This is a genomic window from Streptomyces sp. CWNU-52B (genome assembly GCF_047444975.1).
In the GTDB taxonomy this organism is placed as follows: Bacteria; Actinomycetota; Actinomycetes; order Streptomycetales; family Streptomycetaceae; genus Streptomyces.
The window spans coordinates 19,234-44,854 of record NZ_JBLFJV010000050.1 but is presented as its reverse complement, the minus strand read 5'-3'; the positions used below and the strand labels follow the sequence as shown (position 1 = coordinate 44,854).

Annotated in this window: 17 protein-coding genes; 6 read left to right on the top strand and 11 right to left on the bottom strand. The window is 72.0% G+C overall.

Translation table 11 applies throughout. The features are described 5' to 3' along the window. Window positions 1-2: 2 nt before the first annotated feature. Window positions 3-851: a putative hydro-lyase gene (locus ACLVWQ_RS33010; RefSeq protein WP_414112914.1), complete on the bottom strand. Its 849-nt coding sequence runs from the start codon at window positions 849-851 to the stop codon at window positions 3-5. Next, window positions 848-2,167, bottom strand: coding sequence for an MFS transporter (locus tag ACLVWQ_RS33005; RefSeq protein WP_414112913.1), 1,320 nt, complete (start codon window positions 2,165-2,167; stop codon window positions 848-850). The genes ACLVWQ_RS33010 and ACLVWQ_RS33005 overlap by 4 nt, the downstream gene beginning before the upstream one ends. 160 nt (window positions 2,168-2,327) lie before the next feature. Here ACLVWQ_RS33005 and ACLVWQ_RS33000 point away from each other — a divergent pair, with 160 nt between their 5' ends. From ACLVWQ_RS33000 to ACLVWQ_RS32985, 4 genes are all read left to right on the top strand, one after another. Continuing rightward, window positions 2,328-3,020, top strand: coding sequence for a GntR family transcriptional regulator (locus ACLVWQ_RS33000; RefSeq protein WP_414112912.1), 693 nt, complete (start codon window positions 2,328-2,330; stop codon window positions 3,018-3,020). Between the two features lie 92 nt (window positions 3,021-3,112). Then, window positions 3,113-4,639, top strand: coding sequence for a hypothetical protein (locus ACLVWQ_RS32995; RefSeq protein ID WP_414112911.1), 1,527 nt, complete (start codon window positions 3,113-3,115; stop codon window positions 4,637-4,639). 138 nt (window positions 4,640-4,777) lie between these two features. Continuing rightward, window positions 4,778-5,656 carry a hypothetical protein gene (locus ACLVWQ_RS32990; RefSeq protein WP_414112910.1) on the top strand — a complete coding sequence of 293 codons (879 nt, stop codon included), beginning with the start codon at window positions 4,778-4,780 and terminating at the stop codon, window positions 5,654-5,656. A 95-nt stretch (window positions 5,657-5,751) separates the two neighbouring features. After that, window positions 5,752-10,455, top strand: a complete 4,704-nt coding sequence (locus tag ACLVWQ_RS32985; protein WP_414112909.1) for a hypothetical protein — start codon at window positions 5,752-5,754, stop codon at window positions 10,453-10,455. Between the two features lie 55 nt (window positions 10,456-10,510). On the opposite strand, the gene ACLVWQ_RS32980 is transcribed toward ACLVWQ_RS32985, so the two are convergent. The 8 genes from ACLVWQ_RS32980 to ACLVWQ_RS32945 all read right to left on the bottom strand — a co-directional run bounded on the left by ACLVWQ_RS32980 (window position 10,511) and on the right by ACLVWQ_RS32945 (window position 22,712). Then, window positions 10,511-12,085, bottom strand: a complete 1,575-nt coding sequence (locus ACLVWQ_RS32980) for a GMC family oxidoreductase (protein ID WP_414112908.1) — start codon at window positions 12,083-12,085, stop codon at window positions 10,511-10,513. Beyond that, complete coding sequence (locus tag ACLVWQ_RS32975; protein ID WP_414112907.1) at window positions 12,082-13,668, bottom strand: APC family permease; 1,587 nt, start codon at window positions 13,666-13,668, stop codon at window positions 12,082-12,084. The genes ACLVWQ_RS32980 and ACLVWQ_RS32975 overlap by 4 nt, the downstream gene beginning before the upstream one ends. A gap of 259 nt (window positions 13,669-13,927) precedes the next feature. Beyond that, complete coding sequence (locus ACLVWQ_RS32970; RefSeq protein ID WP_414112906.1) at window positions 13,928-15,394, bottom strand: aldehyde dehydrogenase family protein; 1,467 nt, start codon at window positions 15,392-15,394, stop codon at window positions 13,928-13,930. Beyond that, a complete protein-coding gene (locus ACLVWQ_RS32965; RefSeq protein ID WP_414112905.1) occupies window positions 15,336-16,562 on the bottom strand; it encodes an aromatic ring-hydroxylating oxygenase subunit alpha in 1,227 nt (408 codons plus the stop codon). The genes ACLVWQ_RS32970 and ACLVWQ_RS32965 overlap by 59 nt, the downstream gene beginning before the upstream one ends. A 10-nt stretch (window positions 16,563-16,572) precedes the next feature. Beyond that, window positions 16,573-17,727 (bottom strand): N-methyl-L-tryptophan oxidase, encoded by a 1,155-nt coding sequence (gene solA / locus ACLVWQ_RS32960; protein ID WP_414112904.1) that lies wholly within the window; start codon window positions 17,725-17,727, stop codon window positions 16,573-16,575. 129 nt (window positions 17,728-17,856) lie between these two features. Continuing rightward, the gene (locus ACLVWQ_RS32955) at window positions 17,857-20,307 is read right to left on the bottom strand and encodes a GcvT family protein (protein WP_414112903.1); all 2,451 of its coding nucleotides are present in this window, start codon (window positions 20,305-20,307) and stop codon (window positions 17,857-17,859) included. A gap of 29 nt (window positions 20,308-20,336) precedes the next feature. Continuing rightward, window positions 20,337-21,422: an S-(hydroxymethyl)mycothiol dehydrogenase gene (locus ACLVWQ_RS32950; protein WP_414112902.1), complete on the bottom strand. Its 1,086-nt coding sequence runs from the start codon at window positions 21,420-21,422 to the stop codon at window positions 20,337-20,339. 471 nt (window positions 21,423-21,893) lie between these two features. After that, on the bottom strand, window positions 21,894-22,712 hold the full coding sequence (locus ACLVWQ_RS32945; protein WP_414112901.1) for an IclR family transcriptional regulator: 819 nt from the start codon (window positions 22,710-22,712) through the stop codon (window positions 21,894-21,896). Between the two features lie 214 nt (window positions 22,713-22,926). Here ACLVWQ_RS32945 and ACLVWQ_RS32940 point away from each other — a divergent pair, with 214 nt between their 5' ends. Next, entirely contained in the window at window positions 22,927-23,247 is a 321-nt protein-coding gene (locus ACLVWQ_RS32940) for a bifunctional 3-phenylpropionate/cinnamic acid dioxygenase ferredoxin subunit (RefSeq protein WP_414112900.1), read from the top strand. A gap of 181 nt (window positions 23,248-23,428) precedes the next feature. Next, entirely contained in the window at window positions 23,429-24,613 is a 1,185-nt protein-coding gene (locus ACLVWQ_RS32935; RefSeq protein WP_414112899.1) for an NAD(P)/FAD-dependent oxidoreductase, read from the top strand. Window positions 24,614-24,785: 172 nt separating this feature from the next. On the opposite strand, the gene ACLVWQ_RS32930 is transcribed toward ACLVWQ_RS32935, so the two are convergent. Further along, entirely contained in the window at window positions 24,786-25,481 is a 696-nt protein-coding gene (locus tag ACLVWQ_RS32930) for a hypothetical protein (protein ID WP_414112898.1), read from the bottom strand. Window positions 25,482-25,621 lie beyond the last annotated feature (140 nt).

Sequence of the window (25,621 nt, the reverse complement as noted above, 5' to 3'; positions counted from 1 at the left end):
GGTCAGGCGACACGGTACTGCTCGTCACGGGCGTCGGTGAGGAACATCTGGCCCGGCGCGTGGGTGATCGCGAACGGCGGCCGCGAGGCCATCACCGCGGCCTGCGGCGTCACCCCGCAGGCCCAGAACACCGGGATGTCGTCCGGCTCGAAGTCCACCGGGTCGCCGAAGTCGGGGCGGCCCAGGTCCTCGATGCCGAGGGTGCCCGGGTCGCCGCAGTACACCGGGCTGCCGTGCACCGCGGGCAGCAGGCCGGTCTCCCGGATCGCCACGGACAGGTACTCGGGCGGCACCGGACGCATGGACACCACCATGGGCCCGTGCAGCCGCCCCGCCGGACGGCACTGCCGGCCGGTCACGTACATGGAGACGTTGCGCCCCTGCTCGATGTGGCGCATCGGTACGCCCGCCGCGGTCAGCGCCCACTCGAAGGTGAAACTGCACCCGATGAGGAACGACACCAGGTCGTCGCGCCAGTGCGCCACCACGTCCGTGGGCTCCGCCACCAGTTCGCCGTGCTCCCACACCCGGTAGCGAGGCAGATCGGTGCGCAGATCGGCGCCGTCGGCCAGGACGGTCGTCCAGGAACCGGCGTCGGTGACGTCCAGGACCGGGCAGGACTTCGGGTTGCGCTGGCAGAACAGCAGCATGTCGTAGGCCCAGTCGGCCGGCACCGAGATCAGGTTCGCCTGGGTGTGGCCCGCCGCGCAGCCCGCGGTGGAACCCGACACGCCCGAACGGAACCGGGAGCGTGCCTCTGCCGGGCTCCACGCGTGCGCGTGGTCGTCGAGAAGGTTCAGCGGGCGGTGCTGTGCGCTCGACGGCGCCCCCGGATGCCGGTGCCGGTTCACAGGAGCTCCTTCCCACGCGTCTCGGGCAGACCGATCAGGGCCAGGGCCGCGAGGCCGTAGCCGACGGCGCCGAAGACCAGCGCGCCCCCGACACCCCAGCTGTCGGCCAGGAAACCGACCACCGTCGGGAAGACCGCGCCCACGGCTCGGCCGGTGTTGTACGTGAAGCCCTGCCCCGTACCGCGTACGGCCGTCGGGTACAGCTCGCTGAGGAACGAGCCGAAGCCGCTGAAGATCGCCGACATGCAGAACCCGAGCGGGAAACCGAGCACCAGGACCAGGGTGTTGGCGCCGCTCGGGATGTTCGCGTACGCCAGGATGCAGACCGCCGAGAGGATCGCGAAGAGCAGGATGTTGCGTTTGCGGCCCAGTTTGTCGGTGAGGTAGCCGCCGGTCAGATAGCCGATGAAGGCCCCGGAGATCAGGAACGTGAGATAGCCGCCGGTGCCCACGACGGACAGCCCGCGGTCCGTCTTCAGGTACGTCGGGACCCAGGTGGCCAGCGTGTAGTAGCCGCCCTGGACGCCGGTGGAGAGCAGGACCGCGAAGACCGTCGTCTTCAGCAGTCCGGGCGCGGCGGCCGTGCCGGGCTTGAAGATCGCCGCGAAGGAACCCTTCTGGGGGCTCTCCTTGCGGCGCTCGGCCGCCTCCGGCGCGTCCTTCACCCGACGGCGCACCCAGACGACGAGCAGGGCGGGCAGCGCCCCGGTCCAGAACATCACGCGCCAGGCGAGGTCGTCGTCGAGGAACTGGAAGACCAGCGTGTAGACGAGCACGGCGAGTCCCCAGCCCACGGCCCAGGCGCTCTGGACCGCGCCGAGCGTACGGCCCCGGTGCCGGGGGCTCGCGTACTCGGCGACCAGGATCGCGCCGACCGCCCACTCACCGCCGAAACCGAGCCCCTGGAGCGCCCGGAAGACCAGCAGGGTCTCGTAGTTGGGCGCGAAGCCGCAGGCCACGGTGAAGACCGCGTACATGACGACGGTGATCATCAGCGCCTTGACGCGCCCGATCCGGTCCGCGACGACACCCGCGGCGGCTCCGCCGATCGCGGACACGACGAGCGTGACGGTCGTGAACAGCCCGGTCTGGCCGCTGTCGAGACCGAAGTACGCCGCCAGGGCCACCATGCTCAGCGGCAGCGTGAAGTAGTCGTACGAGTCCAGGCCGTAGCCGCCGAACGCGCCGCCGAAGGCGCGGCGGCCCTGCGGTCCCAGCGCCCGCAGCCAGGCGAACGCGCCCTCGTCGGCGGTGGGTTCGCCCGCTGTCGGGCGCGTCTCGGTGGGCGGGGCCTGCGGTGGAGGGGTCGTGCTCATGGGCACCTCGCAGATGAGGGACGGGAGGGTGCTTCGGGGACTGAGCCGTGCCGGGTCGTGCCGGGCATGTGCGGTTGCCTGATAAGCAAGGTAGAGGATCGTTGAACGATCCTTCAATACCCATGTTGTTTCGTTCTTGTATCTGCGATTGAATTCGACCGTGGCCGAACTGAACGGACTTGCGGACGACCGCGCGCTGCTGGGTCGCACCAGCACGGCCGAGCGGGTCTCGGACATCCTCAGGAGCCGGATCGCGGAGGGGTACTTCCCACCCGGCGCGCGCCTGTCCGAGGACAGCATCGGCAGCGCGCTCGGTGTCTCGCGCAACACCCTGCGCGAGGCCTTCCGGCTGCTCACGCACGAACGGCTGCTGGTCCATCAGCTCAACCGGGGTGTCTTCGTGCGGGTCCTCACAGTCGAGGACGTCGAGGACATCTACCGCACCCGCAGCCTCGTCGAATGCGCCGTCGTCCGCGGGCTCGGCAAGCCGCCGTACGCGGTGGACGGACTCGCCAGGGCGGTCGAGGACGGACGGCGGTCGACCCGCGACAGCGACTGGAAGGGCCTGGGCACGGCCAACATCCACTTCCACCGGGAGCTGGTCACGCTGGCCGGCAGTGCCCGCACCGACGAGCTGATGCGCAGCGTCTTCGCCGAACTCCGGCTCGCGTTCCACCTCGTGGACGACCCGAAGAGCCTGCACGAGCCCTACCTGGCCCGCAACGGCCAGATCCTGCAAGCCCTGCAGAACGGCGACCCCGAGAAGGCCGAGAGCCTCCTGGCGGTCTACCTCGACGACTCCCGCAGAAGGGTCGTGGAGGTGTACAGCCGTCGCGTGGCGGAGCCCCTCTAGGAGCGCGGGGAACGGCGCGCCCAGCCCCGTCCGGCCCGCACCCGGGGGAGCGATTTGGGTGGATGTCAGACCCAGGACCTAGTCTGTGCACCGTGACTTCGCCCGCACCGACAGACCGTGTTCCGCCCCAGCTCGGCGCAGCGTCCCGCCCCGCCCCCGGCCCGGCCGCCGACGAGGGCCTGGCGCGGCGGCTGCGCGCGCTCGCCTGCACCGCGCCCCTGCACGACCTCGACGTGCGCAAGGCGAACCTCGCGGGTGAGTACTCGGTGTACGGGATGGCGGAGGTGGCCCTCGCCTCCATCGACCTCATCACGCTGAACATGGACTTCGACACGGGCGCCGACCACGACCAGATAGTGGCCAGGCTCATCCCGCGCATCGCGGCCCAGGCCCCGCGGCGCCCCGTCACCGAGCACGAACGGGTGGCGCGCTGGGTCCTGGAGAACCTGATCAACGTAGGCAGCGTCGACCGCGGCTTCCGGGCCGTGTACGGAACGTTCGCGCCCGACGGTTCGTACGTGCGCCGCGACTACGACTTCAAGCTGATCGAGGAGGTCCCGGACCACGGAGGCAGTGTCTATCTCCGCACGACGGACGAAGCGGTCAACGTCCTCGTGGGCGCCCTGGACACCGACGTCACCAGCGCCCAGATCGCCGCCGAGGTCAAGCTGGAGGTCCTGATCAGCCGGGGCCGTCTCGCGGACGCCCAGCTCGCCGCCGAACAGGCCCGCTACCGCACCGTGCAGTACTCGGAGACGCTCCGCAGAGCCCTGGACGCCACCCGGCGCAACGTCCGGGCGGTGGACTGGATCCAGGCCGTGCCCGACATGATCGCCGAGGCCCTCGACCACGTGGCCGACCGCTACCGCCACGAGAACGCGATCCTCACCAACATCCGCAAGGCACGGGACGAGTCGGAGGACCCCGAGCAGAAGCGCCGCGCCGCCGAGCTCGTCGACATCGTCAAGGACTGCATCCGGCGCCACACGCAGTTGCAGTCCCGGCTCCTGGAGGCCGGGCCGCTGTTCCGCGCCGAGCAGGACCGCCAGGCCTTCGCGACCCCGATGACGACCTCGGGCATCGACCTCTACGGCCACCTCGTCGCCCCCGTGCTGCCGCTGCCCCTGGAGCAGGCGCTGCGCGTCACCGACGCCTTCTTCGCACGCGGGACGGGCCTGCGCACCCCCGCGTCCGTCCGGGTCGGTGACCTGGTCGATCTGCTGCTGACACCACCGGTCGAGCGGGAGCACTTGGGCGCCGAGATGCCCGAGCCGGATCTGATCGCCACACCGGACGACAGCCGGTTCAGCGAGGAACAGCTCGCCGCGGCCATGGAACTGCTCGACCTGCCGGCCGACGCGCCGCGCCGGCTGTCCGGGCTGCTCGCGGACGCGCGGCGCCAGGACCCCGAGCTGCCGTACCTGGTCGCCCTGCTGGCGGTGCACGCGGCTAGCCCGCCGGTCGGTACCGCCTACCGGCAGGGCGAGGAGAGGCTGTTGTTCGCGGTGGACGACGGGGTCGAGCTGGACGACGAGGAGTTCGGCGGGGCCGACCTGATCGTCGGCATGGCCTTGTTGGACGTCGCCGGGATGACGGCCGGCCGCACGGAGGCGGCGTGAGCAGTCCGGTGCCAGGGGTGGGGTCCCGCGGGTGCGTCGTGACCTGCGGGCCGGCCGTGGCTTGTCGCGCAGTTCCCCGCGCCCCTGAAGGAGCGCTTGTCCTCAGCCCCGCCATCAGTCGAAGGAGTGGCAGCAGTCGTGAGTGAGTACGTCGAGTGGAGTGAGCCTGAGGCGGTCGCGGGGCCGGTGGGCGTCGTCGTCACTCCCGCCGACACCGCCGACGCAGCGCGGCTCGTGGCCTTCGGGCTGCAGCCCAAGGTGCAGCCCGCACGGGACCAGGAGTACGCCGAGCTGCTGCGGCGCTACCGCGACGATCCGCCCTTCGCCCGGCTCGCCGACGCCGTGGCCACCGGGCTCGGCCTCGTCGTCATGGAGGTGTCCCCGCGGGCCGGCATGGCGGTCAGCGCCGCCGAGGACTCGGTGTTCGCCGTGCGCATGGGCGACTACGCGCGACGGGCGTCCGCCGACTCGGGCGACCGCTTCCTGCACGGGCTCGCCCACCTCGCCGTCGCCGCCATGGCCTTCCCGAGGCCCGAGGACCTCGCGGACGACGGGTACATCGGACGCGTGTCGGTCAACGGCGTCGACGCCTTCGTCCGACAGGCCTGCCGGCGGCTGGAGGAGCGGGCCGAGGAGCAGGGGGAGAACACCGACCCGGCGACGGACGCGCCGGGCCTCGAGACCGCCTGGCGGATCTGGGCGCGGCGCAGCTCCGCCGGGGCCACCAAGGACGCGCGAAGACTCGCCGGTTCGACCACCGGCATCGTCGGCAAGGCGGCCGCGTTCCTCACCGACTCCGGTTTCCTCCAGCGCACCGGGGACGACGCGGGAGGGACGTACCGCACGACCGCCCGCTACCAGCTCCAGGTCCGGGACATGGCGGGCAGCGCCGCCCTGGCCGAACTGCTGGAGCTGGGCGTCGTGCCGGTGACCGACGGCACCGCGAGCCTGCTGCCCGCCGAGGGCACCGACGACCTGGAACTGGCCGCGGACGCCGGACTGCCGTTCCACTCATGACCGGCCGCAGATCCCCGGCCGGCCCCCGACGGACCACCTGATCGACCCCGCAACTCCCCGCACCATCCCCCTCACGACTACGAGAGTCCGCCGCCATGTACGAGCTGTCCCGGGTCCGCCTCTACTCCATCGGGCCTGCCGGTGCGCGCTACGCCGACACGGTGCTGGACCTGCGCGGAGTCGGCGCGCCCGTGCCCGACCCCGCGCCCACCCAGGCGGAGTTCTTCGAGGAGGAGCCCGTCGGACCGCCGCGCCGCCCCGCACCCGCCGGTGTGCTCTTCCTGGAGAACGGCGGGGGCAAGTCCGTACTGCTCAAGCTGATCTTCTCGGTGATGCTGCCCGGCCATCGGAACACCCTGGGCGGCGCCAGCTCCGGCGTGCTGCGCAAGTTCCTGCTCGCGGACGACTGCGGACACGTGGCGCTGGAGTGGCAGCACACCCTCACCGGTGAGTGCGTCGTGGTCGGCAAGGTCAGCGAGTGGCGCGGACGGCAGGTCTCCAGCGACCCGCGGAAGTTCGCCGAGGCGTGGTACTCCTTCCGGCCGGGACCCGGGCTGAGCCTGGACAACCTGCCGGTCGCCGAGGCGACCTCCGTGCGGCCCAGCGCCGAGGGCGTGTCCGGCGCGCGGGGCCGGCGACGCACCATGAAGGGCTTCCGGGACGCCTTCACCGAGGCGGGCAAGGCGTACCCGCACCTCGAAGCGCACTGGGAGGAGATCCACGACCGGTGGATCGAACACCTCGGCGACCTTGGCCTCGACCCCGAACTCTTCCGCTACCAGCGCGAGATGAACGCCGACGAGGGCGAGGCCGCCGGTCTCTTCGCCGTCAAGAAGGACTCCGACTTCACCGACCTGCTGCTGCGCGCGGTCACCGACACCCGGGACACCGACGGCCTCGCCGACCTGGTGAGCGGCTTCGGCAACAAACTGGGGCGCCGGGCCGAACTCATCGCCGAGCGGGAGTTCACCGCGGGCTCCGTGGACCTGCTCGGCCGGATCGTCGAGGCGACCGGCGCGCGCTCCCACGCGCGGGAGATCCACACGGCCGCCGAACGGCGTACGCGCACACTCGCCAGGCGGCTCTCCGCACGCGCCGTGCTGGAGCGGGGCCGCACCGGCGACCTCGCCCAGCAGGTCACCGGCGCCGCGCACCGGGTCACCGAGGCCGAGGGCGCCAGGGAGCGCAGCGCGCTGATCGCGGCCGAACTGGCCTACCGGCACGCCTCCCTGGCCCTCGCCGGGGCCGAGAAGGCCGCGGCCGCGCAGAAGAAGGAGCTCGCCGACGCGCGCACCCTGCACTCCGCGTGGCAGGCGGCCGAAGCCGTCCTGCGGCACCGCGCGGCCGCCGACCGCTCCACGCGCGTGGCAGCGGCGATCCGCGAGGCCGAGCGGGACGCCGCACCCGCGCTCGCCGCTCGGGCGCGGGCCGCCGTCGACCTCGTACGCGCCCTGCACGCGGCCGCCGAAGGCGCCGAGTCCGTCGCCAACGAGGAGGAGGAGCGGTCGAGCGCGCTGCAGGAGGTCGGCGAGGCCGCCCACCGCGACGCGACCTCCGCCGCCACCGAGGCCCAGCGCGCCCGCAGCGAGGTCGGCCATCTGCGCCAGCGCCTCGGCGAGGTCGAGCAGGAGACCGCCGAGGCGGTGCGCGCGGGCTGGCTCGACGACAGCGCGCCCGACGCCGACCCGGCCCGCGCCGCGTTGGCCGCCAGTGACGCCGAGAAGAGCGCCGTCGCCGCGTGGGACACCGCGCGCGAGGCGTCCCGGCGCACCGCGGACCACGCGCGCGAGGCCGCGTCCGCCGAGTCCCGCGCCGAACTGACGGCGGCTCGCGCGGCCGACGCCTCGACGGCGGCCGGACACGCGTACGACGCCGAGCGGCGCACCGCCGAGGCACTGGCGACAGAGGAGCGGCTGGCCGAACTGCTCAGCCTGCCGGGCGGCACGGGGACCTCGGGAGGCACCGGACGTCCGTCGTTGCCGCAGCCCCGTCGCGCGACCGCCACGACGGACGCCGCCGACGGCGGGAACACCCCGGGTGCCGGCGACCGAGCCACCGACGACTCCGCGTCCGACGGCTCCCTCACACCCAGGGAGCTGGATCACTACGCCGACGAACTGCGGGAGCTCCTCGACGACACGGTCGCCTCCGCCGAACGACAGCTCTTCGACCTGCGGACCGCCGCGGCCGACGACTCCCGGATCCTCGGCGCGCTCGGCGACGGCGGACTGCTGCCGCCGGGACCCGACGTGCTGGCCACCGTGGAGTACCTGGGAGAGCACGGCATCCCCGCGCTGCCCGGCTGGCGCTACCTCGCCCAGGCCGTCGACCCCGTGGACCACGCGCGCGTGCTCGCCGCCCGGCCCGAACTGGTCGACGGCGTCATCATCACGGACCCGGACACCCACGCGCGGGCCAGGGAAGCCCTCACCGACGCCGCGCTCCTCCCGCGCTCCGCCGTGGCCGTCGGTACGGCCGCCGCGCTGCTGGCCCCGACCCCGGCTCCCGACGCGGCCGAAGCGGACCGGGCCGGCGTGTTCCTCGTCCCGCCGAACCCGGCGATGCACGACGAGCACGCCGCCGACGAGGAGCGCCGGACGCTGCGTACCCGCGCGGCCGAACGGGACGACGAGATCCGCGAGCTGGCCGCCCGGCTCGCCAAGGACCGGGAGCTGGCCGCCCGGCTCGCCTCCTGGCGCACGGGCTGCCCGGCGGGCCGGCTCACCGAACTGGCCACGGCCGCCGCCGACGCGCGGACGTTCGCCGAGGAGGCCGAGGCCGAGCTGGCCGAGGCACGGGCCGTGCGGACCGAGGCCGACGAGGCGGCCGCCGAGGCAGCCCTCGTACGGGACGAACGGCAGGAGGCCGCCCAGCGGGCCAGGCGCGCGGCCGACGCGCTCGCCGGACTCGCCTTCCGGCTCCGCGAGCGCGCCGGCTGGCAGGTCAAGCTGCGGGAACTCGCCGACGAGGCCGCCGAGTCGGAGGCCCGCGCCCAGTCCTGTGTTGAGCGGGCCCGTGCCGCCGACGAGGACCGGCGGGGCACCCAGCGCGCCGCCGACGACGCCCGCCGCACGGCCCGTGCGCTGCGTGCCGAGCGCGCGGAGATCGCGGGCGCCCCCGACGACCTGCCGCAGGAGGAGCCGACCGCCGCGAAGTCGTCGCTGCCCGCCCTGCGCGAGGCGTACCGGGCCGCCTCCCAGCTGTACGAGAAGGTCGGGGTCGGCGCCGACCTGCGCGCCGAGCAGGCGCGGGCCGAGAGCGACGAGAGCACGGCGCTCACGGAGCTGAACCGGCTGACCAACAAGGTGCGCACGCGGGCCGCCCAGCTCCTGGAGTCCACCGACGGCTCCGACGGCCCGTCCCGGCAGTCCGCCGTGGCCCGCGCCGAGGAACTGGTCCAGCTCCTCGAAGGCCGGGTGTCGACCGCGAGTGAACAGCTCGGGCGGCTGCGCGGCGAGGCGGAGCGCCACGCGCCCGAGGACGGCGACGCCCACACCGAGCTGCCCGAGGACCTCGTGCCGCGCGGCGCCGAGCACGCGCAGAGCCTGCTCCGCACCGCCACCGGCGAACTCGCCTCCCGCACCGACGCGTTGGGTCAGGCGCGCGCGGCGCACACCGAACTGCTCGACACCCACCGCGCCGCCGAGGACGCGGCCGGCGGCTTCGACGAGACGGCCGCCCTGCTCCGTGACCTCCTGCGCGAGCACACGGACGACGAGCAGGAGGAGCCGGAGCCCTACCCCGGCACCCTGGAGGAGGCCCGGCAGTCCGCCGTCGAGGCCCGCCGCTCCCTGCGCGGCTGCGCGGCCGACCTCTCCGCCGCCGAGGCCGCCGTGCGCGAGGCGAGCGACATCCTCGTACGGCACGCCAACTCCACCCGCTACGAGCAGGTACGCACCCCCGCGCGGCAGCAGATCCGGGAGCTGCCCGCCGCCGCCCTGCCCGAGCACGCGCAGAAGTGGGCGGACGCCTTCGCACCCCGGCTGCGGGTCCTCACCGACGAGCTGGCGCAGCTGGAGCGCAACCGCGACTCGATCGTGGACCGGCTGCGCGGGCTGGTCGAGTCGGCGCTCGCCACCCTCAGATCGGCCCAGCGGCTGTCCCGGCTGCCCGAAGGGCTGGGGGAGTGGTCGGGCCAGGAGTTCCTCCGTATCCGCTTCGAGGAGCCCGACCAGGCCACACTCGCCGAACGGCTCGGCGAGGTCGTCGACGAGGCGACCAGAGCGGCCGTCAAGAAGAACTCCGACCTGCGCCGCGACGGGATGTCCCTGCTGCTCAGAGCGGTCGCCGCGGCCCTTCAGCCCAAGGGCGTCGCGGTCGAGATCCTCAAGCCCGACGCCGTGCTGCGCGCCGAGCGCGTCCCCGTCGGACAGATGGGCGACGTGTTCTCGGGCGGCCAGCTGCTCACCGCGGCCATCGCGCTCTACTGCACGATGGCGGCCCTGCGTTCGAACGACCGGGGCCGCGACAAGCACCGCCACGCCGGCACGCTGTTCCTGGACAACCCCATCGGGCGCGCCAACGCGACGTACCTGCTGGAGCTGCAGCGGGCCGTGTCCGACGCCCTGGGCGTCCAGCTCCTCTACACCACGGGCCTGTTCGACACGACGGCGCTCGCCGAGTTCCCGCTGGTCATCCGGCTGCGCAACGACGCCGACCTGAGGGCGGGCCTGAAGTACATCAGCGTGGAGGAGCACCTCCGGCCGGGCCTCCCGAGGGAGGTCCCGGCCGGGGAGGCCGCACACACGGAGATCACGGCCACCCGTATGTACAAGAGGCCCACACAGAGCGCTCCTTAGGGGCGCGGGGAGCTGCGCGCCCAGCCACAAGGGACCCGCAGCTTCCCACCACCTCCTACGACCGGTCCTCTTTCAGGAGATCGGCGCACTTTTCGCCGATCATCATCGTCGTGACGCACGGATTGACGCTGACCAGATCCGGCATCACCGACCCGTCCGCGACCCGCAGCCGCTCCACCCCCTTGACCCGCAACCGCGGGTCGAGCGGCGCGGAGGCATCCCCGTGCGCGCCCATCTTCACCGTGCACGACGGGTGATAGACGGTGTTGTGGGTCTTGTGGATGTAGTCGAGCAACTCGTCGTCCGTGCGCACATCGGGCCCGGGGGCCAGCTCCGCCCCCGCCCACCCGCTCAGCGCGGGCCGTGCCGCGATACGCCGGGCCAGCTTCAGCCCGTACGTCATCACGCGCGCGTCGTGCTCGTGCGTGAAGTACCGCGGATCGACCCGGGGCTTGTCCCGGTAGTCGCGGGTCCGCAGCCGCACCGTGCCGCGTGACTTCGCGCGCGTGACGTTCGGCGTGAGACAGAACGCGTTCTCCGAGGTCGGATAGCCCCACCGCGCGGTGTTCATGTCGAACGGCACCGAGCCGTAGTGGAACATCAGGTCGGGCCGGTCGAGGCCCGGCTCGGTGTCGTAGAAGATGCCCGCCTCCCACCACTGGCTGGAGGTGGTCGGCATGGGCTGCTTCGCGTCCCACATGATGACGCCCTCGGGATGGTCCTGGAGGTTCTCGCCCACGCCGGCCGCGTCCACCACCACGTCGACGCCCACCTCGCGCAGATGCCCGGCGGGCCCGATGCCCGACAGCATCAGCAGCTTGGCGCTGTCGATCGAGCCGCAGGACACGATCACCTCGCGCCTGGCCCGTACCGTCCGGAGGTGGATCAGATCCGGGTCCAGGTACTCGGCGCCGGTGCAGCGCCGCCCGTCGAGCACGAGCTTCTTGGCGCGGACGCCGGTACGGACGTCGAGGTTGGGCCGCTTGCCGAGGACCGGGTGCAGATACGCGACCGACGAGGACTGCCGGATGTTGTTCTCGTCGGAGTTGATCTGGAACCAGTTGGCGCCCCGGACGACCGTCCTGCCCGTGTTGAAGGCGGTCGTCGGGATGCCCTCCTGGGCGCAGGCCGCCAGCAGGGCGGTGCCACAGGGGTCGTCGCTCTTCAGCGTACGGAGCTTCACCGGGCCGGTGCGGCCGTGGTGCTCGCCGGGAGCGTCGTTGTTCTCCAGCCGCCGGTAGAGCGGGAAGAGTTCGGCCGCGCTCCACCCCGTACAGCCCGCGGCGGCCCAGTCGTCCAGGTCCTCGGCCGGTGCCCAGAAGGCGATACAGGAGTTGTGCGAGGAACAGCCGCCGAGCACCCTGGCGCGGGCGTGCCGCATGAAGCTGTTGCCGCTGGCCTGCGGTTCGACCGGGTAGTCCCAGTCGTAGCCCGACTCCAGGAGCCCCATCCAGCGCTCCAGTTTCATCACGGCGTCGTCGCCGACGTCACTGGGCCCCGCTTCCAGGACGCACACCGTGACGGACGGGTCCTCGGAGAGCCGGGCGGCGACCACGTTGCCCGCGGTACCCCCGCCCACCACCACATAGTCGAACTCGTCTTCGTTCGTGGGGAGCTCGGCTGCGTTCATGGGGAGGTGACCTCCTGGGAGTCCTGGGACGGGGTGTCGGGGGACGCGTACCGGTGCTCGGCGAGCACCCCCGTGCGGTGCCGCTGCACGAACCAGTAGTAGGCGAAGCCGCCCCCCATCACGATGCCGACGAACAGGACGGCACCCCAGCGCAGATACCAGTGGTACGGAGCGGCCGCGTTGTAGACCGCGGCGCGCGGCCAGATCAGGTTGATCATCATGGCCGAGCCCCACACCACGGCGACGATGTTGACGAGCAGGCCCCAGCGGCCGAGCGAGAACTTGCCCTCGCCCGCGGGGCGCCAGGTGCCGCGCAGCCTGGCCACCAGCATGGGCCCGGTGACCAGCAGATACGCGAGATAGATGAGGATGATGCCGATACTGGTGACCACGGTGAAGATCTGCGGCTGGCGGATGTTGACCACGAGGATCGCCAGGGCGAGGACACCGATGATCACCGCGGGCAGGATCGGGGTCTGGAAGCGCGGATGGACCTTGGCCAGCTTGGCGGAGACGGGCAGGTTGTTGTCGCGGGCCATCGCGAAGGCCAGCCGGATCGCCGCCGTGTGCACGGCCAGCGCGCACACGGTGACCGCGATGAACACGCACCACAGCATGGCCTTGCCCGCGTCCTCACCGAGCACGTTGAGGACGACGTACTGCAGGCCGTCCGTGGACAGTTCCTCGCCCTTCAGGCTGGACACGCTCATCAGCGCGAGCAGCAGGATGAGTCCGCCGAGGAGGAAGGAGGCGACGATGGCCCGGATGATGGCGCGCGGCGCGTTGCGGGACGGGTCGAGGGACTCCTCGCCGAGCGAGGCGGCCGTGTCGAAGCCGTACATCACGTACGCGGACGCCAGCGACGCGACCAGGAACGCGCCGAGGTAGCCGCCGGGCTGGCCCGCTCCCGTGCCGTTGGTCTCCAGGACGACCCCGGGGCCGCGGGTGATGTGCACCGCGAACAGCACGATCAGGACGACGGTGGCGATCAGCTCGATGAAGACGCCCGCGGTGTTGATCCGCGCCATCAGCTTCACCCCGAGCGCGTTCACCAGGGTGGTGAAGACGATGAGCACGGAGGCCAGCAGTACGGCGTTGGTGGCGACGTCGTACTTGCCCGTGCCGTCGCCCACGAACTGGAACACGGAGGAGATCTGAGGAAGGGTCAGCTGGTAGGCGAGGGCCACGGCCGCGATCGACACGACCGAGGCGATCAGCATCGTCCAGCCCGCCAGCCAGCCGATGTGGGGATTGCCCACCTTCTTGGACCAGTTGTAGACGGACCCGGCCACGGGATAGCGGGCGGCGAGCTCGGCGAAGCAGAGCGCGACCATGAACTGGCCGACGAAGACCATGGGCCAGGACCACCAGTAGGCGGGGCCGCCGCTGCCGTAACCGAAGTAGAAGAGCTGGAAGGTGCCGGTGAGGATGGAGATGTAGCTGATGCCGGCGGCGAAGGTGTGGAAGTTGCCGAGCGTGCGCTTCAGCTCGGGCTTGTAACCGAACTCGGCGAGTTCCGAGTCGTCCAGACCGCGTTGGGCGGCCTGATCGTGTGGGTCCGACGGTGGCTTGGCGGTGGTCATGAGCGGCCTCCTGGGAAGGGGGAGTTCTCCCGGGCGGGAGGGGAGCGCGGCTCGTGCGGGAGCGAATCGGCGGACGCTGGACTCGTACGCCGGTCGGTGCGGTCTGGATCTTATGGCGCCGAGCGCCGGATACCACGGTGAAGTGCGGGGGATTCTGCGGTGGTTGCCGGGAGAAGACGCTTGCCGCGGCCGCCGGGGTGGGCGTCGGGGTGGGCGTCGTGGTGCGTGTGGTGCCGGCCGCCGTGCCGGCCGTCGTGGGTCACGAGAACCAGCCCTGCGGACGTGGATTCGTCGTGCGCCAGATGTGCTTGGTCTCGCGGTACTCGGCGAGACCGGCAGGTCCGAGTTCCCGCCCGAACCCGGACTGCTTGTAGCCTCCCCACTCGGCCTGCGGGACGTACGGGTGGTAGTCGTTGATCCAGACCGTTCCGATGCGCAGGGCCGACGCGACGCGCTGCGCCTTCGCCTCGTCGGACGTGAAGACGCCGCCGGCCAGCCCGTAGATCGTCGCGTTCGCCAGCCGCACCGCCTCGGCCTCGTCGGCGAACCGCTCCACGGTCAGCACCGGCCCGAACGACTCCTCCTGGACGACGGACATGTCTTGGGAGCACTCGTCGAGGACGGTCGGCGGGTAGTAGAAGCCGTCCGGGTGCGGAGGATCGGTGGGCCGCTCCCCTCCGCACCGCAGGACCGCACCCTCCTCAAGACCCTCGGCGACGTACGCCTCGACCTTCGCCCGGTGCGCCGCCGAGATCAGCGGCCCGGTCTGCGCCCGCTCGTCGAACGGCCCGCCCAGTCTGATCAGCCGGGCTCTGCGCACGACCTCGTCGACGAAACGGTCGTGCAGGGAGTCCTCCACCAGCAGCCGTGCCCCGGCCGAGCAGACCTGGCCGGAGTGCAGGAAGACGGCGGTCAGCGCCATGTCGACGGCCGTCTCGAAGTCGGCGTCGGCGAAGACGATGTTCGGGTTCTTGCCGCCCAGTTCGAGGGCGACCTTCTTCACCGTCCCGGCCGCCGCGGCCATCAGCCCGCGGCCGGTCCGCAGACCGCCGGTGAAGGAGACGAGGTCCACGTCGGGATGGTCGCCCAGCGGAGCGCCGGCCTCGGGACCCGCGCCGAGGATCAGGTTCGCCACCCCTGCGGGCACCCCGGCCTCCTCCAGGAGGCGCATCAGATGGATCGCGGTGTGCGGGGTCAGCTCGCTGGGCTTGAGGACGAAGGTGTTGCCCGCGGCCAGCGCCGGAGCGACCTTCCACGCCGTCTGGAGCAGCGGATAGTTCCACGGGGTGATGAGCGCGCACACACCGACCGGCTCGTGCACGACCCGGCTGTCGACGCCCTCCGTGCCCGTCTCCACGACCCGGCCCGACTCGCTCGCGACGAGCCGGCCGAAGTAGCGGAAGCAGTTCTCGATGTCGTCGATGTCGTACTCGCTCTCCACCAGGCGCTTGCCGGTGTCGAGGGACTCCGCCCTGGCGAGTACGTCCTTGTCGCGGGCGAGCAGGTCGGCGACCCGCAGCAGCAGGTCGCCGCGCTCGTTCGCGGGGGTCCGCGGCCAGGGGCCCTCGTCGAAGGCGCGGCGCGCGGCCGCGATCGCGTCGGCCGTGTCCTGGCCGCCCGCCTCGTCGACGACGGCCACGAGTGAGCCGTCGGCCGGACATCGGATCTCACGCGTGCGTTTCTCCCGCGCGGTCGTCCAGGTGCCGCCGATGTAGAGCTGAGCCATCCATGCCTCCCAGCATGCCGATGAGCCACTCGTGGAAGATCCCGATGTGGTGCTCGGTGGGCACCAGCACCCCGCCCCTTCGGTAGGCACGGGACGCCATCGCGGGCTGTGTGCGCTCGCAGGCCTCGAAGTCCTGGGTGTTGACCCGGTGGAACAGCTCCACGGACTTCGACACGTCGGCACCCGACTCGACGACCTCGGGCGCGTAGAGCCAGTCGCACTCCACGATCGTCCGGTCCTCGGCGAGAGGGAACATGCGGTGCAGGATGACATGGTCGGGGACGAGGTTGATGAAAACAGTGGGTTTGACTGTTATCGCATAGTAACGACGGTCCTGGTCCTCCGCGACCGCGGGCAGCCGCCCGAATCCCTCACTGCCGTCGACCGTGAAGCCCTTGACCTCCTCGCCGAACTCGGCGCCGTGGCCCACGTAGTACTGGGCGGCGTAGCCGTCCGCGAACTCCGGCAGTACGTCGGTGAGCTCGGGGTGGATCGTCGCGCAGTGGTAGCACTCCATGAAGTTCTCGACGATCAGTTTCCAGTTGGCCCGGACGTCGTAGGTGATGCGCCTTCCGAGGGCGAGGTCCTGTGTGCCGTAGTGCTCGACGGCCGCCACGTCCCCGAGCCGCTCGACGGCCGCGCCCGTCACCGTCTCCTCGAAGGACGGCGGCTCGTCGGCCAGACACACCCAGGCATATCCGAGCCACTCCCGCAGCGCGACCTTGACCAGGCCGTACTCCGTGCGGTCGACGTCGGGCATCCGCACCAGGTTCGGCGCCGCGATCAGCCTGCCGTCCAGGTCGTACGTCCAGGCGTGGTACGGGCACTGGAGGTTGCGCCGGACCTCGCCCGACTCCTCCGTGCAGAGCCGGGCCCCGCGGTGGCGGCAGACGTTGAGGAAGGCGCGCAGCTCACCGGTGCGGGACCGGGTGATCAGGACGCTCTCGCGGCCCACCTGGACGGTACGGAACGCGCCCGCCCGGTCCAGGTCGGCGCCGCGGACCGCGCAGAACCACATCGACTCGAAGAGGTGCTCCTGTTCCTGCCGGAAGATCTCCGGGTCGGTGTAGTAGTGCCCCGGCAGCGTGCTGACCAGGCTCGGTGGCAACGCGGGGACGGGGGCGGGCGCGGGGGACGCAAGGGCGGGGGAGACGGGGGTCGTCGTCACGAGGGGCTCCTCAGGCGGGCGCGGCGGCGAGGCGATGGGGGTCGAACAGGCCGATCGGGTGAGCGGTGGTGCCCGTCAGGGCCAGATCGGCGAGGATCTCGCCGACCACCGGCACGAACTTGAAGCCATGGCCGGAGAAACCGCAGGCCACGGTCACGGACTCGGGATGCGCGGGATGCCGGGCGATGACGAAGTGCTCGTCGGGGGTGTTGGAGTACATGCAGGTGGCGGCCTTGAGGAAGGTGCCGGGCAGACGGGGGACGCAGCGGGACATGTGGCCGGCCATCGCCTGGATCTCGTCCTCGTGGACCGTCCGGTCGATGGTCTCCGGGGTGCAGACCTGGCCCTTGCGGAAGAACGCGACCTTGGCACCGAGGTCCGGCCCGTCGATGGCCGGGAAGCCGTAGACCTGGACGTCGTCCGCGTCCTGCCAGATGTAGATGGGGTGGTTCTCCGGCAGGAAGGGCCGGACCCCGCCCACGGGCTGGAACCAGTACATGACCTGCCGCTCGATGGTGAACGGCACCCCGAGGTCGGTCAGCAGCCGCGGCGCCCAGGCACCCGGGCAGATCACCAGCCGGCCCGCGGTGTACGTGTTCTCGGCCGTGTGGACGCGTACACCGTCCCGGTACGGCTCCCAGCGGGTCATCGGCTCGTCGAAGTGCAGGTCGGCGCCCTGCCGGGTGGCGAGCTGAAGATGGGCCGCGACCATGTTCTCGGGGCGGACCAGGCCGGCCTTCTCCTCGTAGAGCCCCACCTCGTCGTCGCGCGGGGAGAGGGTGGGGAAACGGCGGCGGATCTCGGCCGCGTCGAGCATCTCGTGGGGCAGGTCCCACCGCGTGGCCGAGCGCAGCGAACCGGAGACGGTGAGCGAGTCGGGCCGGCCGATCATCACACCGCCGCACAGCGTCGCGATGTCCCGCCCGGTGGCCCGCTCCACGTCCTCGTACAGCTCGTACGCGCGCAGCAGCAGCGGCACGTACGCCGGGTCCTCGAAGTAGGACTGCCGGGTGATCCGCGAACCGCCGTGACTGGAACCGCGGTTGTGCACGGGGCCGAACTTCTCGAGCCCGAGCACCCGCACACCGCGCGAGGAGAGGTGATGGGCGGCGGCACTGCCCATACCGCCGAGACCGATGACGATGACGTCGTACGTGGGGGACACGGGGGACCTCCGTCTTTGTGGAGCGAGGGGCGCGGGACGCTGGTGCTCTTCACTCTCGTAGGGGCGCGGGGAACCGCACGCTCGGCCCCCACCGGGCCGCGGACTCGACCGCGCCTTCCCGCGGGGCGATCAACACCGGATGCGAGTCATCTTCGGATCGAACAGCGGCTCGTCCGCCACGGTGGCCCCCACCTTCTCGCCGAAGTACTCGACGGAGACCGCCGTGCCGGCAGGCAGTACCGGCAGCCACGCGTACGCCACGCACCGCCCCACCGTGTACCCGTACGCCGCGCTGGTGACGTACCCCGCGGGGGCGCCGTCGACGTACACCGGCTCCTTGCCGAGGACCACCGACGCCGGGTCGTCGAGCAGCAGCGGGGTGAGCCGGCGCCGAGGCTCGCCCCGCCCCGCCAGCGCCCGCATCCCGGTGAACTCCCCCTTGTCCAGCCGGACCGCGAAGCCGACCCCCGCCTCGTACGGGTCGTGCTCGTCGGTCATGTCGACGCCCCACGCGCGGTAGCCCTTCTCCAGGCGCAGGCTGTTGAACGCCGAGCGCCCGGCCGCGATCACACCGTGCTCCTGTCCCGCCGCCCAGAGCGTGTCCCAGAGGCGGAGCCCCAGGTCGGCGCTGGTGTACAGCTCCCAGCCCAGCTCGCCGACGTAACTCAGCCGCAGGGCGGTGACCGGCACATGGCCGAGATACGTCTCCTTGGCGCGGAAGTAGCCGAAACCCTCGTGCGAGAAGTCGTCGCGGGTGAGCGGCTGGACGAGGTCGCGGGCGAGCGGGCCCCAGACGCCGACGCAGCAGGTACCGGACGTGATGTCCCGGATGTGTACGTCGTGCGGGGCATGCCGGGTCAGCCAGTCCAGGTCCGCGGGGGAGTTGGCGCCCACCTGGAAGCGCTCGGGGCCGAGCCGCGCGACGGTGAGGTCGGAGCGGATGCCGCCCGTCTCGTCCAGGAGCAGGGTGTAGGTGACCGCGCCGGGCTTCTTGCGGAGGTTGTTGGTGGTCATGCCGTGCAGGAAGTCGAGGGCGCCGGGGCCGGTGACCTCCAGACGGCGCAGGGGAGTCATGTCGTAGAGCGCGACCTTCTCGCGGGTCGCCCGAGCCTCGGCCGCCGCGACGGGCGACCAGTGACGCGCGGACCAGGCGTCGCGTTCGGGGAGCGGGGCGGGGGAGGCGGCGAGGGGGGCGTTCGCCTCGTACCAGTGCGGACGCTCCCAGCCGCCGCCCTCCAGGAAGTACGCGCCCAGCTCCTGCTGCCGGGCGTGGAACGGGCTGACCCGCAGGGGGCGCGGCCGGTCCATCGGCTGGAGCGGGTGCAGGACGTCGTACACCTCGACGAACTGCTGCGCACCGCGCTCCCTCACGTACGCGGGGGAGCGCTGGGCGTCCTCGAAGCGTGTGAGGTCGCATTCGTGGACGTCGATCTCCGGGCGGCCGTCGACCATCCACTCGGCCACGGCCTTGGCGACACCGGCCGAGTGGGTCACCCACACGGCCTCCGCCAGCCAGAACCCCCGCAGCGCACGCGACTCGCCGAGCACCGGCATGCCGTCGGGGGTGAAGGAGAAGACGCCGTTGAAGCCCTCCTCGATCTCGCTCTCGCGCAGCGCGGGCAGCAGCCGGCGGCAGTCGTCCCAGCTCGGCGCCCAGTCCTCGGCCGTGAAGGGGAACGACGACGGCATCTCCAGGCCGTTCGCGCGCGCCTCGTCGTAGGCGAGGACCGCGAACGGGTCCACGGGGAGCGGCTGGTGGGCGTAACTGCCGATGCCGATGCGGTCGGTGTGCTCACGGAAGTACAGGTCGCGGTCCTGGAAACGGAGGATGGGCCTCGATGCCTCCGTGGTGGCGCCGGCCAGTTCGGGGAGGGGTCCGGTCTTCGCGTACTGGTGGGCGAGCGGTTGCAGGGGTACGTCGACACCGGCCATGCGGCCGATGACGGGCCCCCAGAATCCGGCCGCCGAGACCACGTGGTCGGCGGGGAAGACGCCCTGGTCGGTGACGACGCCGGTGACCCTGCCGTCCTCCTGCTCGATCCCGGTCACGGTGTGCCGGTCCAGGAAGCGGGCGCCGCGGCTCTCGGCCCGCTCCAGCTGGGCCCGGGACGCGAGCAGGGCGCGGGCCAGCCCGTCGCCGGGGGTGTGGAAGCCGCCGAGGACGACCGACTCGTCGATCAGGGGCCAGAGTTCCTTGCAGCGGGCGGCGCTCACGATCTCGCCGCGTACGCCCCAGGAGGCGGCGTAACCGGACCTGCGGTGCAGCTCGGCCAGCCGCTCGGGCGTCGTCGCGAGCTCCAGGCCGCCCACCGGGTCGAAGCACGGAACCCCGTCCACCTGAAGGGAGGCGAACTTCTCGACCGTGTACTGGGCGAACGCGGCGAGCGTCTTGGACGGGCTGGTCCGGAACACCAGACCCGGCGCGTGGGAGGTGGAGCCGCCGGGAGCGGGCAGCGGACCCTGTTCGAGGACGGTGACGTCGGTCCAGCCGCGGGCGGTGAGCTCGTCCGCGAGGGAGCAGCCGACGATGCCGGCGCCCACGACGACCACGCGGGGGTTGGTCCGGGGCGTGCTGGACATGTCTCTCCTCGTCGTCGCGGTGGGGCCGTTCACAGGACCACCACCGAGCGGAGCACCTCACCGCGGTGCATCTGCGTGAACGCCTCCTCGACCTGGTCGAGCGCGATGGTCCGGGAGACGAACGCGTTCAGGTCCAGCAGGCCGTAGAGGTACTGGTCGATGAGGAACGGGAAGTCGCGGCTGGGCAGGCAGTCGCCGTACCAGGACGACTTGATCGCGCCGCCGCGCGAGAACACGTCGATCAGCGGCAGTTCGACCGTCGTCCGCGGCGACGGGACGCCGACCTGCACCAGCAGGCCGGCGTGATCGCGCATGTAGAAGGCCTGTTTGAAGGTCTCGGGGTGGCCCACGGCGTCGATGGCGATGTCGACCCCGAAGCCGTCGGTGAGGGCGCGTACGGCCTCGACCGGGTCGGTGCCACGGGAGTTGACGGTGTGGGTGGCGCCGAACCGCTCCGCCCGGTCGAGCTTCTTGTCGTCGATGTCGATGGCGATGACCTTCATGGCGCCGTTGAGACAGGCCCCCGCGACGGCCGCGTCGCCGACACCGCCGCAGCCGATGACGGCGACCGTGTCACCGCGCCCGACGTTGCCGGTGTTCACGGCCGCGCCGTATCCGGCCATCACCCCGCAGCCGATCAGACCGGCTGCCTCGGGACGGGCCGCCGGATTGACCTTCACCGCCTGGCCCGCCGCGACCAGGGTCTTCTCGGCGAAGGCGCCGATGCCCAGCGCGTTGCTGAGCGGCGTGCCGTCCAGGAGGGTCATCGGCTGGGCGGCGTTGCGCGAGTCGAAGCAGTACCAGGGCCGGCCGCGGCGGCAGGAGCGGCAGGAACCGCAGGGGGCCCGCCAGGCGAGGACCACGTAGTCCCCGGCCTTGAGGTCGGTGACGCCCGCGCCGACCGCCTCGATCGTGCCGGCCGCCTCATGGCCCAGGAGGAACGGGAAGTCGTCGTTGATCGCGCCCTCCCGATAGTGCAGATCCGTGTGGCAGACCCCGCAGGCCTGCACGGCGACGAGCACCTCACCCGGACCGGGATCGGGAACGATGATCGTCTGCACCTCGACGGGTGCGCCCTTTTTCACAGCGACTACGGCACGGACCTCGTGTGGCACGACCAAGCTCCTCTGCTGTTGCGCAATGCACTATGGGTTGCGCGATGAGGAACATAGTGAGAACGCCCCGAGGGGGCCGTCAAGAGGTACGCGTTAACCCTTGGCAAAAGGAGCCGGGCGCCTGAAATCTGCCCGACACACAGGCCTGGCACGCGCGTCCCACGCACTCCGACGCGCTCCGACGCACGAGCGCGGGGCCAGGCGTTCCTGGCCCCGCGCCGGTGTCGGGTGTCGGGTGTCGGGTGTCGGTACGAAGCCCGACACGGTCCGGGTCCGCCGGGCCTCGGGCGGGCGGCGCGGCGCGAGCCGTCGACGACCGGTGCGGGAGTGGTGCGGGAGCGGTACGGGATCCGCGCGGGCCGTTGCCGGGACCGGGAAGCGGCCCGGAAGCCTGCCGGAAGCGATCCGAAAGCGGCCCGGAAGGGGTCCGGAAGTGGTCCGGAAACGGCCCACCGTCCGGTCCCGTCTCCGTCAGAAGCCGTACCCCATCCGGCGCGACAGGTCGGTCGCGGCCGCGGAGGTGCGTTTGGCGAGTTCCGGCAGGCGGTCCGAGTCCAGCCGGTACACCGGCCCGGAGACGCTGATCGCGCCGATCACCTTGCCGTCGTGGGCGCGCACCGGCGAGGCCGTGGCGGCAAGGCCCAGCTCCAGCTCCTCCAGGGCGAACGCGTACCCCTGCTCGACCACGGCCTCCAACTCGGCGCGCAGCGCGGCCGTCCCGGTGATCGTGCGTTCGGTGAACCGCGGCAGCGTCCTGGCCAGCAGGCCTTCGCGGAGCGTCGGCGGCAGATGGGCCAGCAGCACCTTGCCGCTGGAGGTGGCGTGCAGCGGGGTGCGTCTGCCCAGCCAGTTCTGCGCGGTGACGGACGCGGCCCCGCGGGCCTGCATGATGTTGACCGCCGCGTTGTCGTCGAGGACCGCGATGTTGACGGTCTCGCCCAGCTCGTCCGCGAGTTCGCGGCAGACGGGCACCCCCTCCTGCGAGATGTCCAGGCGCACTGCCGCCGCCCCCGCCAGGCGTAGTACGCCGGCGCCCAGGAAGTACTTCCCGCGGTCCTTGGCCTGGGCGACCAGGCCGCGGTTCTCCAGTACTCCGAGGAGCCGGAAGGCCGTGGACTTGTGCACCTCCAGCTCTTCGGCGATCTCGGTGACGCCCGCCTCGCCGAGCCGGGCGAGGATCTCCAGCACGCTCACCGCTCGGTCCACCGACTGGACGGCGCTCCCGGCGCCTCTGCCCTGCTTCTCCGGCGACTCCTCGGTACGGTCAGCCTGCTTCTGAGTGCGGGTCATAGCTCAACTCTCACCACCTGGCGGCCCTGTTTGAGCCGCATCTGCCGGAAGCCCTTGACGCGACGGGCATCCCGCGCGGATTCTGTTGCGCATAGCGCTCCCTCGTGCGCCATACGAAACATCATGTTACCGAAGCGTCCGAGACCGGGAAGGTCTCGGACCCGACCGGACCTGAGAGGTCCAGGACTGTGGGCCTGGACCGAGAGGGGGGCCCGTGATTCCCGTCTGCCGCCTTGATGACCTCCCCGCGGGTGAATCCGCCCGTGTCGACACCATGCCGCCCATCGCCGTGTTCAACGCCGACGGCGAGCTGTACGCCATCGACGACACCTGCTCCCACCAGGACGCGTCGCTCTCCGAGGGCTGGCTGGAGGGCTGTCTGGTGGAATGCCCGTTGCATGCCGCCTCATTCGATCTCCGTACGGGGCAGCCGACCTGCCTCCCCGCGCGCCGCCCCGTCCGCACCCACCGCGTCACCGTCGACGACGGCGTCATCCACGTCCATGTGGCAGCGAAGGAAGGCACGGCGGCATGACGATCCCTTCCACCACGGGCACGAGGGCATGTGCCCTCGGACTCCACCTTCCCATGGGCGCCTCCAGGCACGACGTCGCAAGACCCACGCCGTCCGCCGCCCTCGACCCCGCCCTCGCCCTCGACCCCGCCCGAGTCGCGGCCGCCCGATCGGCACCCGCTCTCCGGAAGGGGCCCCGCGCATGAGGACCGTGACCGTCGTCGGAGCCTCGCTGTCCGGGCTGTACGCGGCCCGCGAACTGCGCGCCCAGGGATTCGACGGGCGGCTGGTGATCGTCGGGGACGAGCCGCACCGCCCCTACGACCGCCCGCCCCTGTCCAAGGACTTCCTCACCGGCCGGTGTGACGAGGACCGGCTCGCCCTCAGCGACGCCGAGGAGAGCGCCGAACTCGACGCCGAGTGGCTGCTGGGCAGCCGAGCCCGTGGCCTCGACCTCCGCGGTCGCACCGTCCTGCTGGACGACGGCCGCACCGTCTCGGCCGACGGCGTCGTCATCGCCACGGGCGCCTGTGCCCGTCGGCTCCCGGGCCCCCGACTCACCGGCGTCCATACTCTGCGGACCCTCGACGACGCCCGTGCCCTGCGCGCCGAACTGACCGCGGGCCCCCGGCGTGTCGTCGTCATCGGCGGAGGCTTCATCGGGGCCGAGACCGCGTCCTCGTGCGCGGGACTCGGTCACGACGTCACCGTCGTCGAGGCGGCACCGCTGCCGCTGGTACCGCAACTGGGCCCGGAGATGGCGGCCCTGTGCGCGGCACTGCACCGTCGCGGAGGCGTCGGCCTGGTCACCGGCACGGGCGTCGCCGCACTGCGCGGCACCCGTGCGGTCACCGGAGTGGAACTCCGCGACGGCCGCCTCCTGCCCGCCGACGTGGTGATCGTCGGCATCGGAGCCACCCCCAACACCGGCTGGCTCGCGGGCTCGGCGCTCGCACTGCACGACGGCGTGCTGTGCGACGACGGCTGTGTGACGGCTCTGCCCCAGGTGGTCGCCGTCGGAGATGTGGCCCGTGTCGGCGGAACCCGCGCCGAACACTGGACCAGCGCCACCGAGCAGCCCCGGATCGCCGTGCGCAACCTCCTCGCCGGCTACACCGCGGAGACCGTACGCCCGCTGCCCTACTTCTGGTCCGACCAGTACGGAGCGCGGATCCAGTTCGCCGGACGGCGGCTCGACTCCGACACCGTCCGCGTCACGGAGGGCACCGTCACCGACGGGGCGCCCGGCGAAGGAGGCTTCCTCGCGGTGTACGAGAGGGCCGGCCGGACGACCGCGGTGCTCTCCGTCGACCGCCCACGCCCGTTCATGCGGGCCCGACGCGAACTCGGCCGCGAGGCGGACGCGATGGAGGCGGCAGCCTCTTAGGAGCAGGAGCAGGAGCAGGAGCAGGAGCAGGAGCAGGAGCAGGAGCAGGAGCACCGGACATCCTCACTCGCCAGAGCAGCCGGGCACTCCTCTGGAAGGAGCCCCTTCGGCGCACCCGCGGAGCGGCCTCGCCACGCCGGCCGGGCCGAGCCGCAGCCCTCCACGCCTCACCTCAGGAGTGCGACAACTGTCCCGCGCCGCCCCCACGGCGGCGTATCCGCTCCTTGGCCCGCTCCGCCGTCCGCTCCTGGCGCCGGGCCTTGCGCCGCTCACGCCGCAGGGCGCGGGCGGTGCTGCTCGGCTCCGACACCACGCCGTAGCGCTGGTTCCACACCTGGCGGGTCACCCAGACGTCCAGCGCGCCCCAGGTGGCCACCACCGTGCTCGCCACACTGCTCAGCACCATGGGGAACGCGAGCCAGGAGCCGGCCAGCGTGCACAGGAAGGCGACCATCGCCTGGATCAGGGTGACCGCGATGATGATCACGGCCCGCACCGCGGCCGTCCGAACGGGATCGGGCAGCCGACGCCTGTCCGCGGGCTCCTCGACCCACAGCGGCCGGTAGCGCACCCGGCCCTCGGTCCCGGCGCCGAACCGCTCTCCGGCATCCTCGAAGTCCTCGGTGTCTCCGGCCGCCGGGAGGGCAGGCCAGAGATCCGCCCCGCTCTCCCGCTCCGCCGCGGGCTCCCCGCCGGCTTCCCCCACAGGTGCTGTCCCGGGCTCCGTCACACGCTCCGTCCTCGCCGCGGTGTCCCTCGCCGGAATATCGGCCGGAATGCCGCGACGAGGGGACCGCGACTCCCGCTCCGCCTCCGCGATCGCCGAAACGCCCGTCCCCGGTGTCCCGTATCGCTCCGCCGTGCCCATCAACTTGTCACTCCCCACCGCCCGACAGCCGCTCGCTCCAAAGTCACGAGACTCCGGTCTCCCCATCGACTGCCCGGCTTGCGATGTTTTACGCCGCCTGGGCGCGGCATACGGCACCTGCAGCCGATTCCGCCTCCAAC

Bases quoted from the DNA above. Each gene is read 5' to 3' on its own strand.
- ACLVWQ_RS33005 (WP_414112913.1), bottom strand. From the start codon at position 2,167: ATGAGCACGACCCCTCCACCGCAGGCCCCGCCCACCGAGACGCGCCCG.
- ACLVWQ_RS32985 (WP_414112909.1), top strand. From the start codon at position 5,752: ATGTACGAGCTGTCCCGGGTCCGCCTCTACTCCATCGGGCCTGCCGGT.
- ACLVWQ_RS32980 (WP_414112908.1), bottom strand. From the start codon at position 12,085: ATGAACGCAGCCGAGCTCCCCACGAACGAAGACGAGTTCGACTATGTG.
- ACLVWQ_RS32975 (WP_414112907.1), bottom strand. From the start codon at position 13,668: ATGACCACCGCCAAGCCACCGTCGGACCCACACGATCAGGCCGCCCAA.
- ACLVWQ_RS32970 (WP_414112906.1), bottom strand. From the start codon at position 15,394: ATGGCTCAGCTCTACATCGGCGGCACCTGGACGACCGCGCGGGAGAAA.
- ACLVWQ_RS32955 (WP_414112903.1), bottom strand. From the start codon at position 20,307: ATGTCCAGCACGCCCCGGACCAACCCCCGCGTGGTCGTCGTGGGCGCC.
- ACLVWQ_RS32945 (WP_414112901.1), bottom strand. From the start codon at position 22,712: ATGACCCGCACTCAGAAGCAGGCTGACCGTACCGAGGAGTCGCCGGAG.
- ACLVWQ_RS32935 (WP_414112899.1), top strand. From the start codon at position 23,429: ATGAGGACCGTGACCGTCGTCGGAGCCTCGCTGTCCGGGCTGTACGCG.
- ACLVWQ_RS32930 (WP_414112898.1), bottom strand. From the start codon at position 25,481: ATGGGCACGGCGGAGCGATACGGGACACCGGGGACGGGCGTTTCGGCG.